The following is a 16,333-nucleotide window of genomic DNA, read 5'->3' on the forward strand; positions in this document are numbered from 1 at the left end:
GGTTCCGAAATGGTCGGGACTTTGCGGGGCATGGCGAATTGGGCGAAGTGATTTGGATACCCTATTGCGGCGCGGCGCCGGTGCCCGGTGCGCTGATGGCGCGCTGGAACTTCGATCCGGTGCTGCTGCTCGGCTTCGCGGTGGCGATTGCCGGCTTCGTGTATTTCGGCAGCAGGGATGCGGCACGGCGGGCTTGGTTCGCGGCGGCGACCGGCATCCTGGCCGTACTGTTTGTCTCGCCCTTCTGCGCGCTCACCTCTGCGCTGTTCGCGGCGCGGGTGGCGCATCATGTCGTGCTCACCGCAGTGGCGGCGCCGCTGCTCGCTGCGGCGCTGCCGGCGATCCCGCGCGGCGGAATCGCACTCTGGGCGGGGCTGCACGCGCTGGTCTTCTGGGTGTGGCACGCGCCGCCGGTCTACGGCTGGGCGCTGTCGAGCCACGGGGCCTACTGGCTGATGCAGGCGACCCTGCTCGGTAGCGCGGTGGCGCTGTGGAGTGCGGTGCGGGCCGCGCCGATGCCGGCGGCGATTGCCGCGCTGCTGGCGACGATGGTGCAGATGGGGCTGCTTGGCGCGCTGATCACCTTCGCGCCGGCACCGCTCTACGCACCGCATTATCTGGGGCCCATCGCCTGGGGCTTCACGCCGCTGGAGGATCAGCAACTCGCCGGGCTGATCATGTGGGCGCCGGGCGCGGCGGTCTATCTGGCGGCGGCGCTGGCGCTGCTGTCGCGCTGGTTCGCGCGCGAGCAGGCGGCAGCATGATCCGCGAGCTTCGCGCCTGGGCGCGCACGCATACCGAGCGTAACCGCTATTCCCCGGTCGGCATCGCCTTTCATTGGGTGATGGCATTCCTCGTGCTCTTTCAGCTCGGCTGGGGCTATTATACGAGCTGGCTGCCGCCGGGCGGCGACAAGCTGTTCAGCTATCAGGTGCACAGCGCGGTCGGGCTACCGGTGCTGCTGCTTGCGATTGCGCGCTTCGGATGGCGGCTGATGATTCCCGGACCGGTCAACGATGCCGACAAGCAGGGCTGGCAGACCCAGATCGCCTATGCGATGCACTATGTGTTCTACGCTGCCTTTTTCGGGCTGCCGCTCAGCGGCTGGGCGATGTGGTCGTCGGTCGCCGAGCCGGGGCCGCTCTATCTCGCGGGCTTCATCCCCTGGCCGCAAATGCCGTTCGGCGCGATGCCGCTCGAACTGCGCTGGCAGATCCTCCACGGCGCCGAGACCGTGCATCAATGGCTGGTGATCACCCTGCTGCTGGTCATTCCGCTCCATGTCGGCGCGGCGCTGAAGCATCATTTCTGGGATCGGCACGATGTGCTGGAGGGGATGCTGCCGGAGATCCCGGACGCGGAGGATCCCCGGGCAGCGCCGCAGCATAGCCCGCGAGAGCCGAAGATTCCGCCCGAGAAAGCGCCCGGCTGATCCGCAGCATCGCGTTCTCGGGATCGGTGCGACGCTTGCTGCTGCGCCAGCGTTCCAGCTGCTCGGCGAGATAGGCGGCGGGCTGGCCGGCGAGCGGCGGATTGGCGGGCCCCAGGCCTTCGCCGCGGGCGCCGTGACACGACGCGCAGGATGCCAGGCCGCGTCCAGGATCACCCTGCTGGTAGAGACTCGCTGCGGCGCCATCGGCGGGCATCGCCTGCGGCTTTGGCGTGAAGGGCAGCGCGGCATAATAAGCCGAGACCGACTGGCGCTGGTCGGGGCGAAGCCGGTTGGCGATCCAGTGCATCTCGGGATGCTCGCGGCGGCCATCGGCATAGGCCTGGAGCTGGGCTTCGAGATAGCCGAGGTCGAGCCCCGCCAGCCGCGGGGCACCGGCGCCATCGCCGCGTCCGTCGACTCCGTGGCAGGCGATGCACGCCTTTGCCGCGCCGGCATCGCCGCCGCTCAGCGCAACCAGCTCGCCGGTAGCGGCGAGGCGATCGGTCGAGCTGCGGTCGGTCTGCCCGCAGCCGGCAAGCGGCAGCAGCACTAAGGTCGCCAGGGCAAGTCGGGAGCGTAAATCCATTGCGCTTCGGAACCTACGCGGCGGACAAGTGGTTCCGGAGGTGTAACGCATCGACCGACTGCATAGGGGGAGATTTGTCGATAGCCCGTGTCCTGTTGCCGCTAGTGCTGGCGACCGCCTGCAAGGCGCCGCCGAGCGAAGAAAATGCCATGCCCCAGGCGAGCCCTGCGCGCGGCAAGGCGGCGATCGAGCGCGTCGGCTGCGCAGCGTGCCACCAAATTCCGGGTATCCGTTGGCCGCAAGGCGGATCGGGGCCCTCGCTCGCAGGGTTCGCCGAGCAGGGGCTGATCGCCGGACGGTTGCCCAATCGGCCGGATATGCTCGCCGCATTCGTGCGCAATGCGCCCGGCGTGCTGCCGGGCACCACCATGCCGGCGATGCCGCTCAGCGAAGGAGAGGCGCGCGATGTCGCGGCCTATCTCTATGGCACGCGCTGAAGCCGGGGCCGGCTGGCCCGCCTCGATCTTCGATCCCGCGGGCCCCTATGCGGGATCGGTGACGCTGCTGAGCTGGATCCTGATCGGCATGGCGGTGGCGGTATTCGCGGTGGTGGTGGTTGCGCTCGGGATAGCGCTGTTCGGCAATGCGCGGCTGCAGAAGCGGCTCGGCGGGACCAGGCTGATCTGGATCGGCGGCGTCGCTTTTCCGGTGATCGTGCTGAGCGTGCTGCTGGTCTATGGGCTGACGCTCACGCGCAACCTCACTGCCCCCGTACCGGCGGACGCGATGCGCGTCCGGATCACCGGCGAGATGTGGTGGTGGCGCGTCGCCTATCTCGACGGGCAGGGACGGCCCTATCTGCTCGACGCCAACGAGCTGCATATTCCGGTGGGCAAGCCCGTGGTGCTCGAACTCGAATCGAACGACGTGATCCACAGCTTCTGGGTGCCGCAGCTCTCGGGCAAGCTCGACATGATCCCCGGGCGCCGCAACATCCTGCCGATCCAGGCCGATCGTGCGGGCGTGTTCGGGGGGCAATGCGCCGAATATTGCGGCGGCCCGCACGCGCTGATGGGGTTCGTCGTCGTCGCGCATGAGCCCGCAGCGTTCGAGCGGCTGATCGCAGACCGCCGCGCACCGCGGCCGCAAATGACGGGAACAGGCGCAGACCTGTTCCGCTCGACCGGGTGCGCCGCGTGCCACCGGATCGCCGGCACCGACGCCAACGGCACTGCCGGGCCTGACCTTAGCCATGTCGGCGCGCGGCGTTCGCTGGGTGCGGGCATCCTGCCCAATAATCGCGGGACGATGACCGGCTGGATCGGCGATAGCCAGTCGATCAAGCCGGGCAACCGCATGCCGTCGTACAAGATGCTTTCCGCGGCGGAACTGCAGGCAATTGCGACCTATCTCGAGGCACAGAAGTGACGTCGGAAACCGGGTTCGATCCGGCGCTCTACGATCGCTTTCCCACCAAGGGCGAGCGCCCGGCGGGGGAGCTGGAAGAGCTCGAACGCATCTGGTGCGCGCCCAAGGGCTGGGAATTGCTGACTGCGGTCAACAACAACTATGTCGGCTTCTTCTACGTCGCGACTGCTTTCCTGTTTTTCCTGCTGGCCGGCATTCTGGCACTGGTGATGCGCGTGCAGCTCGCGCTGCCGCTCCAGGGCATCCTGCCGCAGGAAACCTACAACCAGTTCTTCACCATGCATGGCACGGTGATGATGTTCCTGTTTGCCGTCCCGATGATGGAGGCGATCGGGGTGCTGCTGTTGCCGCAAATGCTGTCTGCGCGCGATTTGCCGTTCCCGCGGCTCTCCGCATACGCATTCTGGGCGTATTTCGTCGGCGGATTGTGCTTCTTCGCCTCGCTGTTCGTCGGGCTGGCGCCCGATGGCGGCTGGTTCATGTATCCGCCGCTGACCAGCACTGCCTATTCGCCGGGGATCAACGCCGATTTCTGGCTGCTGGGCATCGGCTTCATCGAGATTTCGGCGATCGCCGGCGCGATCGAGATCATCGTCGGCGTGCTGCGCACCCGCGCCCCGGGCATGACGCTCGACAAGATGCCGGTCTATGCCTGGGCGATGCTGGTGTTCGGCGTGATGATCGTCGTCGGCTTCCCCTCGGTGATCCTCGGCACCTTGCTGCTCGAGCTCGAGCGCGCGTTCAACTGGCCGTTCTTCGATCCCACCCGCGGCGGCGACGCGCTGCTGTGGCAGCATCTGTTCTGGTTCTTCGGTCACCCGGAGGTGTACATCATCTTCCTCCCCGCATCGGGACTGGTATCGATGATGGTTGCGACGATGGCGCGCACCCGGCTGGTCGGGCATCACCTGATCGTCCTCGCCTTCCTCGCGACCGGGTTCATCAGCTTCGGCGTGTGGTCACACCACATGTTCACCACCGGCATGCCCAATTTGTCGATCGGCTTCTTCGCTGCGGCGAGCATGGCAGTGAGCGTGCCCGCCGGCATCCAGGTCTTCGCGTGGATCGCGACTTTCGCGGTCGGCAAGCCGCGCTTCAACGCGCCGACCCTGTTCCTGCTCGGCAGCCTGCTCACCTTCGTGATCGGCGGACTGACCGGGGTGATGGTGGCGATGGTGCCGTTCGACTGGCAGGCGCACGACAGCTATTTCATCGTCGCGCACCTCCATTATGTGCTGATCGGCGGGATGGTGTTCCCGATGTTCGCCGCCTTCTATTACTGGACGCCGATGATCAGCCGCCGGGCACTGTCCGAGCGGCTGGGCAAATGGGCGTTCTGGCTGATGTTCACCGGCATGCAGGTCACGTTCCTGCCGATGCATCTGACCGGGCTTATGGGCATGCCGCGGCGAGTCTACACCTACCTCCCCGGGCGCGAGTGGGAAGTCACCAACATGGTATCGACGATCGGTGCATTCGTGCTGGCGTCGGGCGTGCTGGTGTTCCTGGTCGACCTTGCCCGCAACTTTCGCTTCACCACGCAGGATGATGCCGGCAACGTCTATGCGGGCGGCACGCTCGAATGGCTGCCGACCGGGCTCTATTCGGCGCGCAGCATCCCGGTGGTGAAGAGCCGGGAGCCGTTGTGGGACGATCCCAACCTAGCCGAGGATGTCGAGCAGGGCCGCTATTTCCTTCCCGGCTCCGCCACCGGGCTGCGCGAGACGCTGGTAACCAGCCCGCTGCGCGCCGAGCCGCAATATCTCCAGATCATGCCGGGGCCGTCGGTGTGGCCGTTCCTCGCGGCGGTGTTCACTGCAGGGTTCTTCCTGCTGATGACCGTGCAGGCCTATTTCCTGTCCTTCGCCTGCGGGGTGCTCGCGGTGGTCTGCGTGCTGCGCTGGCTGTGGGATACCGACAGGCGCGTAGAGGAAGAGACCGTCGATGTAGGCGCGGGCATCTATTTGCCGACCTACGTCACCGGGCCGAGCAGCCATGGCTGGTGGGCGATGGTGATCCTGCTGGTCGTCGTCGGCATGATCTACGTGATGGCGGTGTTCAGCTTCCTCTATTTGTATGGCGTGCATCCGAGCTTCTGGATCGCGCCGCCGGGACCGCTGTCGCTCGCGCTACTATTGCCGCTCTACGCCGCCGCGGCCGGGCTGGCGTTGTTGGCGCGGTACATGCTGGCGCGCGAAGCGACCGAGCGGTGGACGCCGGGCGTGCTGTTCGTCTGCGCCGCGCTGGCACTCGCTGCGGGCATCGGCGCGGATCTGTGGAGCTGGATGGACCTGGGGCTGCGGCCCTCGGCGAGCGGGCAGGGGGCGACGGTCTATGCGCTGCTCTCGCTGGAAGTGATGCTTGCGGCGATCGGGCTGCTGATGGCGGGCTATATCTCGGCGCGCAACAGCCGCGGCATGCTGGTGCGGCCGCGCAACAACAGCCTCGACCTGTGCGTGCTGTGGGTAGTCTATGCAGCGGGGCAGGGCGCGCTGACGGCGCTGCTCACGCGTGTGTTCGGCGGCTGAGCGGTGCGCGGCTGGACTTATCTGCTGGGCGGACTGATCGTCTGGGCGGTGCACTTCTTCGCGCTCTATTTCCTGGCCAGCGTGTTCCTGACGACTCCGCTCGCCCGCGGCCTGACGCTGCTGGTGACGGTCCTGTGCCTCGCCGCCGCGGCGCTGCTGCTGGTGCGGATACGGCGCAGCGACGCGGCCACGCAGCTGGACGGCTGGATGCGCGCCGTCGCCCTGTACGGCACGGGCCTCTCGATCGTCGCGATCCTGTGGCAGGCATTGCCTGCGCTCCTCATCTGAGCGCAGCGCGCTGGACCGCGGGGCGCACTCGATGATATTGGATCATCCCTAGTAGCGTATCAGCGTAAGGGTCGAAATGACCAAGATACTCGTGGCAGAGGATGACCCGCTAACCGCGGCGGGGATCGGGATACTTCTCGACAAGACCAATTTCGATGTGGTCGCGACCGTGAATACAGGCACGGCGGCGCTCGATGCGCTGGCAAGTACCCGGCCCGACATGCTCGTTCTCGACAACAGCATGCCCGAGCGTTCGGGGATGGACGTGCTCCGAACATTGCGCAACCGAGGGGACAATCGGCCGGTTATCCTGCTCACCGGCGGGATCAACGACCAGGTCTCGAAAGAGGCGATGCAGCTGGGGGTGAACGGCATCGTCATCAAATCGACTGCGCCGCGCGACCTGCTGACCTGCCTGGAGAGCGTCGCGCAAGGGCGGCGCTGGCTCGACCAGGAAGTGATGCAGCGCGCGATGGACCTGGCGATGTCGCCCGATACTGCGGAGCGCGATCCGCTGGAGGCGCTGAGCGGACGCGAGCGCGCGGTGGCGTCGCTCGTCCAGCGCGGCCTGCGCAACAAGGAAATCGCCGACGAGCTCGGGCTGACCGAGGGCACGGTGAAGGTCCATCTGCACAAGGTCTTCGAGAAGCTCGGCGTGCGCAGCCGCACCGATCTGATCCTGCTCGCCCAGGGGCGCGACGCCTGAACCTATATCCAAAGAGATAGGCGCTTTCGGCCGTTGGTAAGCATGGTTCTCGCCGCCGGTTGAATGGTTCTGGCGGAGTGCGCGGGGCATCTGAACCGCATGAAGCGGATTCTCTGCGTGCTCGGGCTGGCGATGCTGGTGGTGCTTTGCGCCATCCAGCCGGCGTGCGCGCAGGTCACCGCCTATGCCGTCGGGCAGGGCGCCGTGAACAGCGTCGAAGTCGGCGTCGAAGTGCGCGCGTCGGTGCGCAGCCGCTGCGGTTTCGCGACGGGCGGGGCGCCCACCGGCAGCGTCGACCAGGCCGATTTCGACCAGAGCGGCTTCACCAAGGATTTCGCGATCCAGCTCAACTGCACCGGCGCCGCACGCGTTGCGGTGTCGTCGGTCAATGGCGGCATGGCGACCCAGGCGGCGGCCGCCACCGGCTATGGGGTGAAGGCGCCCTATCAGGTCGCGCTCAAGGTGGTTGCCGACAACGGCACCAGCAGCACGGCGTCGTGCGACGCGGCGACGCTGGCGACCGGCGGCAGCTGCAGCTTCGCCGGCACCGCGGGCAGCGCCACCGGGCTGCGCCTCGCCGGGGCATCGACCAAGGCCAACGGCTCCTATCTGCGGGTCAGCGCACCGAGCTATGCCGGGACTGCCCCGCTGGTTGCCGGACGCTATGCCGACACCTTGTCGATCACGGTTAGCGTGAGCCCTTAAGGAGTCGATAAGTATCTCAAATGAGGCTTTATTCACGCAGGAGCGTTATGTCATGACCTACGATGACGCGCAGCAGCTCCTCTTGCCGCTTCCAAGCCCCAGCGACTCGGGCCATGTCGGCGCTTGTGCTGGCGTTCGCCGTCCTCGCCGGGCCCGCGCAGGCCGATACCGGCCCGCAAGTCGACCTCAATGGCTATGTCAAACCGCGTTGCTGGGTGGCCAATCCGGCGACCTTCCAGCCGAGCGCGGACATGCCGGCGCCGCGTCCCCACGCGATCTGCAACCAATCGACGCCGATGCTCCGGTCGAATGTCCGGACGCTCAATGCCGATGGCACGCTGGCGGAAATCCAGCCCGCCGCCGAGCTTCAGCCCACCCAGCCGCAACTATCGGGTCGCGCGGCGCTAGAGATCGTCGTATCACCGCAACTATGAGGTTGCGTACCGGTGGGCTTGCAATAACGGGCGTCGTGTCTGCGATGGTGCTCGCGTCGCCGGCAACGGCGCAGACCCAGCTTTCGGCGACGTGCGGGATCACCGGCAATGCCACCGCACCGGCCAGCATCACTTATGACCCGTTCTCGCCGGCGGGGCTTTCCGAAGTCACGATCCCGCTGGTGCTGCGGCGCAATCGCGGATTGCTCACCGGGCGGACCAACGAAGTCAGCCTGGTGCTTACGGCACCGTCGGGCACGCCGCCGCTGGAAGTGACCTATCTGGGCTATCGCGTGCTCTATGCCGAAGGCGCCACCGCCGGCCGACCGCGATCGCTCAATTCGAGGGACAATGGCGCGGGCGCCGCGGGCGAGATCCGCTATGATTTCGGCAATCTCTTTGCCTCGGACCTGTCGGCGCCGCTCAACCTGCGAGTCACCGTGCCGCCGGGCACCGATCTCTCGGCAGGCGAGCCGATCGTCTTCGACATCCTGTACATCTGCTCGGGCGAGGGCGGGATGCTGAGCGTGCCCACCCCCGTTCGAGATACCGGGGCGCTTAGGATCAACGTCAACACGGTGAGCGCGCTCCAGGCCTATTATGCCGGGTCGGCGCTCGATTTCGGCGAGATCGGCGATGCGACCACTGCCGCGGTGCTCGCCGCGCCCGACCGCTATACCACTTCGTTGGCCAATTCGCTGCGGGTGCGCAGTTCGGGACCGTTCGAAGTGCGCGTGCGCTCGCAGAATGATTTCAAGCTGACCTATCCGGGCGGGAGCCTGTCCGACGCGGCGCAGACGATTCGCTACAGCGCACGGTTCCTGGGTCAGGACGTCACGTCGAACGCGTCGTTCGGTACGCGCACCTGCGCGCGCGCCGGGATCGGGGGCGAGGCGGGAACGCTGCCGCTGCGCGCGACGCTGAAGGAAGGCGGTTCGGCCAAGACCCCCGCGCCGAACTATGCCGACACGATCAGCATCACCTTTACGCCGATCGTCACTGCCTCTTCGGCGACCAGCTGCGCAGGGCTTTGAGCAGGGATCCTATATCCTCGGGTATAGCGAGTTGCGCTTGAAGTTAGCCTGCTTTTGGCCGCCCGCTAAATGGGCCCGCGCGCAGTTCGGGGGCATATCCAGGTCGTCGGGGCGATAGGCCCCAAGCGAATTTCTGGAGACGTGAGATGAAGAAGCTGGTTGTGTCCGCCCTGATGATCGGTTCGGCTTTCGCTGCGGCGCCCGCCTTTGCGCAGGCCAACGGCTCGGTCGATGTCAGCGGCACCGTTTCGGCGCGCTGCTCGGCAGCTACGCCGATCAGCGGCAGCATCACGCTGGGCGAACTCGCCAAGTCCGACGGCACCGTCGATGCGGCATTTTCGGGCAACACCGGCGGCCTGAGCCGCAACTTCACGATCAAGTGCAACGGTGCCAACCCTAAGGTTACCGTCGAAGCCAAGCCGCTGGTCAATGCCGCCGCGACCAATTCGCCCAACGGCTACACGAACACCGTCCACTACACTGCGACCGTCGTCGCGATGGGCGCCAAGGGCGGCAGCACCAGCGTAGCCGATCAGTCGCTTAGCTCGGGCGCCACGTCGGGCCAGCTCGGCGATCGCCTTGCCGCGGTTTCGAACAACATCGCGCTGACCATCGGCAGCGGCATCACCACCGAATCGACTGCGATCCTCGACGCCGGCACCTATGCGGGCAAGGTCGAGATCACCGTCGCCCCGGCCGCCTGATCGGGAATTCCGGCAAGCCTTGCGAGGGGCGGGGCTTGCCGGAAATTGCTGTAGCATGGACCTTCAGAACCCCCTCTCGCTCGCGGCCGAACTCCGCATTCGCGCGCTGTGCGCCACTGCCGAGGAACGTGCCGACCTCCTTTTCCTCGCTGCCGAATATGAGCGGCTGGCTGCAGCATTGCAGCACGGGCCGGTGCAGGTACTGCTTCCGAAATGACGGTTAAGACGCGTTCGGAATGAACCTCTGCCGGATTGCCGCTTTTCCTGCCTTGGCGGGGACGGTCCATGGGTTCATCATCCCGCCGCCCGCATCCGGTGAATGATGCGAAGCGTGTAGGAGCAGGGTGTGAAGCGTAGATCCTTCGTCGCCGCGTTGATCGCATCGGCAACGGTGCTCGGCATTTCCACGGCCGTCTATGCGATGACCGTGCAGCCGGTGGTGATCGACCTCACCACCTCGGGCCGCGGCATGAGCCAGGTCGTGACGGTCGAGAACAGCTTCGACAAGCCGCTCCCCGTCGAACTGCGCATCGAGACGCTGGACCTCACCGCCGACGGCGTGAAGCCCACGGGGCGCGATTCCGGCGAACTTGCGGTGTTTCCGCCGCAAGCGCTGATCCAGCCCGGCCAGCGCCAGAATTTCCGCGTGCAATATGTCGGCGATCCCGCGCTGGCGCGCAGCAAGCACTTCTTCATTACCGTCGCACAGCTGCCCGTCCAGACGACGGACACCCAGTCGAACATCCAGCTGCTCTACAATTTCCAGGTGCTGGTCAGCGTCTCGCCCGACGGCGCCAAGCCCGCGCTGACGATCGCCTCGGCGGAGATCGGCAAGGATGCCGAGGGCGGGCTTGCCCCGGTGATCACCGTTTCGAACGCGTCGGCGGCGCACGGCTATCTGTCGCGCGGACGCGTGCGCATCGTCCAGTTCGCTACCGATGGCCGCGAAGTGTTCCGCCAGCAGATCACGGGCCCCGATCTCCAGCAGGCGATCGGCTATGGTCTGATCGGTGGCGGACAGACGCGCCGCATGACGCTGCCCATGCGCCTTCCGCGAGCCGACGGGCGGATCGAAGCGCAGTTCACGCCCGAGGGCTGAGACATCACGTCTCGCATGCACAGGAATGCCGCCGCGGGAGCGCTGGTGCTCGTCGCGTTATCCGCGCCGGTAGCAGCATACGCGCAGGCGGCTGACGCCGCGCAGGCCCGCGTTGTGATCGATGCCGAGGCGAATGCGACCGGGATCAACCCAACCGGCCGGGCGATCGTCCTCACTGCGCCGGTGATGGACGGGCAGGCCTATCTCGGCGATGCGACTCTGACGCTCGATCCCTCGGGCCGGGCGAGCTTCTCGGCAGAGCGGCTGATCGCGTTGATCGAGCCGCGGATCGCCGCCCTGCTGATCGCGCAACTGCGCAATCGCCTTTCCGCTCGCGGCCAGCTCGACCGTGCCGATCTCCAGGGGGTGGGGATCGCGATCCGCTATGATCCGCAGGCGCTGCAGGTGATGCTGGAAATCGCCGCGCCGAGCCGCGCCAGCCGTTCGGTTGGGCTGAGCGACGTCAATAACCGGGGCCCGGTGCGCTATGTCACGCCGGCCGATCTCAGCGCGTATCTCAACATTCGCGGCTCGCTCGATTGGGTGCAGCAAGGTGCCGATCAGGGACTCGCATCGCCGGTGACCTTTCTGGACGGCGCAGTCCGCGCGGGCGGCGTGGTGCTTGAAAGCGAGGCGAACTGGCAGTCTGGCGCTGCCGGCGCCGACTTCCAGCGGCGGGGCACGCGGCTGGTGTATGACGATCGCCGCAACTTGGTCCGCTGGACGGGGGGCGACCTCCAGACGCTGGCGCGCGGATTCCAGTCGGCGCCCGAGATCGCCGGCCTGTCGGTATCGCGCTTCTATTCGCTGCTTGATCCGCAAACGATCATCCGCCCGCGCGGCAGCCGCAGCTTCCAGCTCGAGCGGCGCTCGACCGTCGAGGTGCGCGTCAACGACCAGCTGGTGCGGCGGCTGGAACTCGATCCCGGCACCTTCGACTTGCGCGATTTCCCCTTCACCCAGGGCGCGAACGATGTGCGCCTGACGATCACCGACGATTCGGGGCGCACCCAGTCGTTCGATTTCGACATCTTCCTCGATCAGTCGCAGCTTGCCTCCGGCCTCAGCGAGTTCGGACTCTATGCAGGAACGCTCTCGCCGCTCGGAACGCGCGGGCCGGTCTACAGCAACGATCTCGCGTTCAGCGGCTTCTATCGCCGCGGCGTCAGCGATCGGCTGACGCTGGGCGCCAATGCACAGGCAGATGGCCGCGGCTGGATGGGTGGGCTCGAAACGGTGGTGGCCACGCCGGTCGGCTCGTTCGGCGGCTTTGCTTCGGCCTCGCACGTCAACGGCGTCGGATCGGGCTGGGCATCGATCATGACGTTTCAGCGGACGATCAGCCGATCGAGCGACCGCGCCGATGCGCTATCGTTCTCGCTGGAGACGCGAAGCCGCAATTTCGCGCCGATCGGCACGCGTTTCCCGTCCAATCCGTACAGCTATATCGCCGGGGTGAGCTATAACAGCGCGATCAGCGACGCCGTCTATGCCGGGCTCGATGCGCGTTATTCCAAGGGGCGCGACCGCGAACGCGACGTCGGGAGCATCCGCGCAACCGGCGGCTGGCGGATCAGTCCCGATCTGAGCTTCACCGGCGATCTGAGCTATGAACGCGACGGCCGCGGCAATCGCGTCGCCGCGTTCCTGTCGCTCACCTATCGGCTGGATCGCGCGTCGAGCCTGCGGTCGGACTATGACAGCCGCTACAATCGCACGCGGTTGACCTACCAGACCTATCGCGGATCGGGCACCGGCGCCTACACGCTCAGCGCGGATGTCGAGCGCAGCGACCTTGGCGCAGGTGCGAATGCCAGCGGCGTCTATTACACCAATCGCGCCGAGCTGGGGTTCAGCCATTTCGGCACCTTCGAACGCAATCTGGGCGGATCGACCGGCCAGCGGACCTCGCTGCGGTTCGGCACGGCGCTGGCGATGGCCGATGGCAGCGTCTCGGTGGGCCGCCCGATCCAGGACGGCTTCGCGATCGTCCGCGCGCACCCGTCGCTGCGCGGCTCGGACATATTGATCGACGCCAACGGCACCAGTTCGACTACGAACACCGGCACGCTCGGCACCGCGATCCAGTCGAGCCTCAGCAGCTATAGCGAGCGCAATTTGCTGGTTACTGCGCCCGATGCGCCTCTCGGCGCAAACCTGGGCGAGGGTTCGTTCCGGTTGCTGCCGCCCTATCGCGGCGGATACCGGCTGACGGTAGGCTCGGATTACATGGTCAGCGTGGTCGGACGGCTGCTCGGCGCGAATGGCGAGCCGATCGCGCTGGTTGCAGGCAGCGCAGTCGAGGCGGCGCATCCCGAGCGCGAGCCGGTGCCGCTGTTCACCAATTCCACCGGACGCTTCGGCGCGACCGGACTGGCGCCGGGCCGCTGGCGGATCACGCTGACCGATGCCGACAAGACCAGCTTCGACCTCGTCATCCCCAAGGGCGCCGATGCGACGATTGCAGTCGGCGAGTTGCGCCCTGCCAATGCGGCGAAGTGACGGTTTTGTGATGGTTTCTCGGCCCGGCTGGTGCGATAGACCGGGTTCACGGTTCCATGTTCGTCGGGCCGCGTTGGTCGTGGCGTAGAGAGTATCGCGTCGATGTCGCTGATCCGTGTCACGCGTCGTACCAAGCTCGTCCGTTGGGGCGTGATCGCGGCCGTGGTCTGCGTGCCGCTGCTCCTGCTCGTGCTGACGCTGCTGGTGGGGCGCGGCTTCGACGAGACGGCGGCGCTGCGCCGCGAAGTGGTCCGCTCCTATGAGGCGCGCGCCGATCTCCAGCGGATATTTTCGCTGCACCAGGATCTCGAGACGGGGCAGCGCGGCTTCGTGATCACCGGGGATCCGCAGTTCCTGACGCCGTATTTCGCCGCCACGCAGCAGATCGATGCGGCGTTTTCGGCGCTCGACGGCAATTTGCCCGCCGACGCGCGATACCGGCCCGCGCTTGCCGAGCTGCGTCGCGTGTCGCTGGCGAAGCGCGGCTTCGTCGCCCGCTCGATCGGTCTGACTCGCGCAGGCGATCCCGATGCGTCGCGGCATCTTGTGGCCAATGGCGAAGGCAAGCGCCTGATGGATCGCATCCGCGCATTGACCGGGCAAATTGCCGATGCCGAACGTCGCGAACTGGAGCGCGTCACCGCCGATGCCGAGGCGGCCCGCATCCAGCTGCGCAACGAGACGTTCGCGCTGCAGACGGTGTTGCTCCTGATGCTCGCGGCCGCGGGGCTGTTCGTCGTCCGCAGTAATGCGGCGCGGGATCGCGCCCGGCGCCGGTCGGACGATCTCGCGGCGCGGCAGGAAGCGATTTTCGACAGCGCCAAGGATGGCATGATCGTGCTGAACGGCAGCGGCAGCATCGAGAGCCTCAATCCCGCGGCGGCGCGAATGTTCGGCTTTGCGCCGAACGCATTGCTCCGCCGCGATATAGGGATATTGTTCGACGTCGCACCCGATCGTGGCCGGGTGGAGAGTTTCCTGCGCCGGCTCAAGACCACTCGCAACGGCTCCGCCGGCGAGGTCCAGGAATTCACCGGCTGCCGGAACGACAAATCGTCCTTCCCCCTCGAAGTCTCGCTCAGCGCGGTGCCGCTGGCCGATACCACGCTGTTCCTGGCGGTCTGCCGCGATATCAGCGAACGCCGCGAGATCGAGCAGATGAAGGGCGAATTCGTCGCGACGGTGAGCCACGAGCTGCGCACCCCGCTGACGTCGATCGCGGGATCGCTGGGACTGATCACCGGCGGCGCGGCGGGGGCGATTCCCGCAAAGGCGCTTCGCCTCGTCCAGATCGCCCAGAGCAATTCGGCACGCCTGGTACGGCTGATCAACGACATTCTCGACATCGAGAAGATCGAAGCCGGGCAGATGAGCTTCGACATCAAGCCGATCGACCTCGACCATATCCTGCGCCGCGCAGTGCGCGACAATGCCGGGTTCGCCGCCGAATATGGCGTGCGGGTGGAGCTGGCGCCGCCGCCAGCGAACGCAGCGGTGCTCGCCGACGAGGACCGGCTGACGCAGGTGATCACCAACCTGCTTTCCAACGCGGTGAAATTCTCGCCGCGCGAGGGTGTCGTGCGGCTGAGCGTCCACGCGCTCGACCGTCGTTTCCGGATCGACGTCGCGGACAAGGGGGAGGGGATCCCCGAGGCGTTGCGCGAGCGCATTTTCGAGAAGTTCGCACAGGCGGACAATTCCGACGCGCGCCAGAAGGGCGGCACCGGGCTAGGGCTCAGCATCGTCCGGGAGATCGTCACGCGGCTCGGCGGCGATGTCGGTTTCGACAGCCGGATCGGCGAGGGTACGACTTTCCATGTCGATCTGCCCGCCGCCGGCACGATCGCGACAGCTGCCGCACCTGTCGCCCCGGCCCGGGACAAGACCGGCTTCCCGGCGATCCTCCACGTCGATGACGACCCGGACATGCTGCGGGTCCTGTCGAGCGTGTTCGAGGATCGCGCCGAACTCTATTCGACACCCAGCGTCGTCGAAGCGCGCGCGGCGATCCGCCACACCGGTTTCGACGCGGCGATCCTCGATATCGGCCTCGTCGATGGAAGCGGTCTCGAACTGGTGCCCGTGCTCCGCCAGCGAAACGCCGCGATGCCGATCATCGTCTTCACTGCACAGGAAATCGACCCGGTGGAAGTCGAGGGCGTCGATCTGGTGCTGGTCAAGTCGCGGGCGAGCCTCGACCGGGTGGTCGATGCAGTGATGCGGATGATCGGCGACCGGGGGAGGGCGCTGCGATGACTCGGATCCTCTATGTCGACGACGAAGCGGATATCCGCGAAGTCGCGCAGATGTCGCTCGAGCTGGATCCCGAGTTCGAGGTACGGACCTGCGCGTCGGGCGCCGCTGCAATCGCGGACGCGGCCGCGTGGGTGCCGCATCTGATCCTGCTCGATGTGATGATGCCGGGGATGGATGGCCCTACGGTCTTCGCGCAGCTGCGCGACCAGCCGGCGACGGCGGGGATTCCCGTGGTGTTCATCACTGCCAGGACCCAGACGTCCGAAGTCCAGGCCTTTATCGAGATGGGTGCGCGGGGAGTTCTGGCCAAGCCTTTCGACCCGATGATGCTGGCCGCGCGCGTGCGCGACTTGCTCGAATGACGGAATTCGACGCGCGGCTGCAGGCGTTCCGCCGACGCTTCATCGAGCAAGCCGTCATCGACGCGGACGAGATCGAGCGATGTGCCACGCAGGGCGACTGGCACGCGGTTCGCGATCGCAGCCATGGCCTGGTCGGGCGCGCCGGCATGTTCGGGTATGTCGCGCTGTCCGACACCGCCAAGATCCTCGAGCAGGCGATCGAGGACGGCGAGGCGGGCGAACCCCTGCAGCCTTTGGCGGCCACCCTCGTCTCGCAGCTCCGCGACCTGCCCAACGAGACCTGATCCGCCGGAAAACTTCGAGCGCATGTCCGGTTCTGCGCGCCGGTG

General features: G+C 66.7%; 17 protein-coding genes and 1 pseudogene. 17 read left to right on the forward strand and 1 reads right to left on the reverse strand.

Annotated elements, in window-relative coordinates:
* Positions 1–47: 47 nt before the first annotated feature.
* Both BXU08_RS03270 and BXU08_RS20270 read left to right on the forward strand, forming a co-directional pair.
* The gene (locus tag BXU08_RS03270) at positions 48–764 is read left to right on the forward strand and encodes a cytochrome c oxidase assembly protein (RefSeq protein ID WP_253190493.1); all 717 of its coding nucleotides are present in this window, start codon (positions 48–50) and stop codon (positions 762–764) included.
* Entirely contained in the window at positions 761–1,432 is a 672-nt protein-coding gene (locus BXU08_RS20270) for a cytochrome b (RefSeq protein ID WP_077508758.1), read from the forward strand. Before BXU08_RS03270 ends, BXU08_RS20270 begins: the two co-directional genes overlap by 4 nt.
* A gap of 43 nt (positions 1,433–1,475) precedes the next feature.
* Here the strand turns inward: BXU08_RS20270 and BXU08_RS03280 are convergent.
* A pseudogene (locus BXU08_RS03280) lies at positions 1,476–2,069 on the reverse strand (c-type cytochrome); the annotation flags it as partial.
* 98 nt (positions 2,070–2,167) lie between these two features.
* Between BXU08_RS03280 and BXU08_RS03285 the strand changes: the two are divergent.
* The 15 genes from BXU08_RS03285 to BXU08_RS03350 all read left to right on the forward strand — a co-directional run bounded on the left by BXU08_RS03285 (position 2,168) and on the right by BXU08_RS03350 (position 16,288).
* Entirely contained in the window at positions 2,168–2,455 is a 288-nt protein-coding gene (locus tag BXU08_RS03285; protein WP_077511956.1) for a cytochrome c family protein, read from the forward strand.
* Positions 2,442–3,386, forward strand: a complete 945-nt coding sequence (locus BXU08_RS03290; RefSeq protein WP_216352896.1) for a c-type cytochrome — start codon at positions 2,442–2,444, stop codon at positions 3,384–3,386. The genes BXU08_RS03285 and BXU08_RS03290 overlap by 14 nt, the downstream gene beginning before the upstream one ends.
* Complete coding sequence (locus BXU08_RS03295; RefSeq protein WP_077508764.1) at positions 3,383–5,914, forward strand: cbb3-type cytochrome c oxidase subunit I; 2,532 nt, start codon at positions 3,383–3,385, stop codon at positions 5,912–5,914. Before BXU08_RS03290 ends, BXU08_RS03295 begins: the two co-directional genes overlap by 4 nt.
* A 3-nt stretch (positions 5,915–5,917) precedes the next feature.
* Complete coding sequence (locus BXU08_RS03300; RefSeq protein WP_077508766.1) at positions 5,918–6,202, forward strand: hypothetical protein; 285 nt, start codon at positions 5,918–5,920, stop codon at positions 6,200–6,202.
* A 76-nt stretch (positions 6,203–6,278) separates the two neighbouring features.
* On the forward strand, positions 6,279–6,908 hold the full coding sequence (locus BXU08_RS03305) for a response regulator transcription factor (RefSeq protein WP_077508768.1): 630 nt from the start codon (positions 6,279–6,281) through the stop codon (positions 6,906–6,908).
* Positions 6,909–7,007: 99 nt separating this feature from the next.
* Positions 7,008–7,613, forward strand: a complete 606-nt coding sequence (locus BXU08_RS03310; RefSeq protein WP_150125393.1) for a hypothetical protein — start codon at positions 7,008–7,010, stop codon at positions 7,611–7,613.
* Between the two features lie 113 nt (positions 7,614–7,726).
* Positions 7,727–8,047, forward strand: a complete 321-nt coding sequence (locus BXU08_RS03315) for a hypothetical protein (RefSeq protein ID WP_077508771.1) — start codon at positions 7,727–7,729, stop codon at positions 8,045–8,047.
* A gap of 35 nt (positions 8,048–8,082) precedes the next feature.
* Entirely contained in the window at positions 8,083–9,081 is a 999-nt protein-coding gene (locus BXU08_RS03320) for a hypothetical protein (protein ID WP_171982401.1), read from the forward strand.
* A gap of 146 nt (positions 9,082–9,227) precedes the next feature.
* Entirely contained in the window at positions 9,228–9,785 is a 558-nt protein-coding gene (locus BXU08_RS03325; RefSeq protein ID WP_077508775.1) for a hypothetical protein, read from the forward strand.
* 55 nt (positions 9,786–9,840) lie between these two features.
* Positions 9,841–10,002 carry a hypothetical protein gene (locus BXU08_RS19735; protein ID WP_171982402.1) on the forward strand — a complete coding sequence of 54 codons (162 nt, stop codon included), beginning with the start codon at positions 9,841–9,843 and terminating at the stop codon, positions 10,000–10,002.
* Positions 10,003–10,131: 129 nt separating this feature from the next.
* Positions 10,132–10,884 (forward strand): fimbria/pilus periplasmic chaperone, encoded by a 753-nt coding sequence (locus tag BXU08_RS03330; RefSeq protein WP_253190494.1) that lies wholly within the window; start codon positions 10,132–10,134, stop codon positions 10,882–10,884.
* Between the two features lie 15 nt (positions 10,885–10,899).
* Positions 10,900–13,386: a pilus assembly protein PapC gene (locus BXU08_RS03335; protein WP_077508779.1), complete on the forward strand. Its 2,487-nt coding sequence runs from the start codon at positions 10,900–10,902 to the stop codon at positions 13,384–13,386.
* Positions 13,387–13,488: 102 nt separating this feature from the next.
* A complete protein-coding gene (locus BXU08_RS03340; RefSeq protein ID WP_077508781.1) occupies positions 13,489–15,642 on the forward strand; it encodes an ATP-binding protein in 2,154 nt (717 codons plus the stop codon).
* A complete protein-coding gene (locus BXU08_RS03345; RefSeq protein ID WP_077508783.1) occupies positions 15,639–16,004 on the forward strand; it encodes a response regulator in 366 nt (121 codons plus the stop codon). The genes BXU08_RS03340 and BXU08_RS03345 overlap by 4 nt, the downstream gene beginning before the upstream one ends.
* Positions 16,001–16,288 (forward strand): Hpt domain-containing protein, encoded by a 288-nt coding sequence (locus tag BXU08_RS03350; RefSeq protein ID WP_077508785.1) that lies wholly within the window; start codon positions 16,001–16,003, stop codon positions 16,286–16,288. The genes BXU08_RS03345 and BXU08_RS03350 overlap by 4 nt, the downstream gene beginning before the upstream one ends.
* The last annotated feature ends 45 nt before the right edge of the window (positions 16,289–16,333 follow it).

The organism is Sphingomonas sp. LM7 (assembly GCF_002002925.1).
Taxonomy (GTDB): domain Bacteria; phylum Pseudomonadota; class Alphaproteobacteria; order Sphingomonadales; family Sphingomonadaceae; genus Sphingomonas.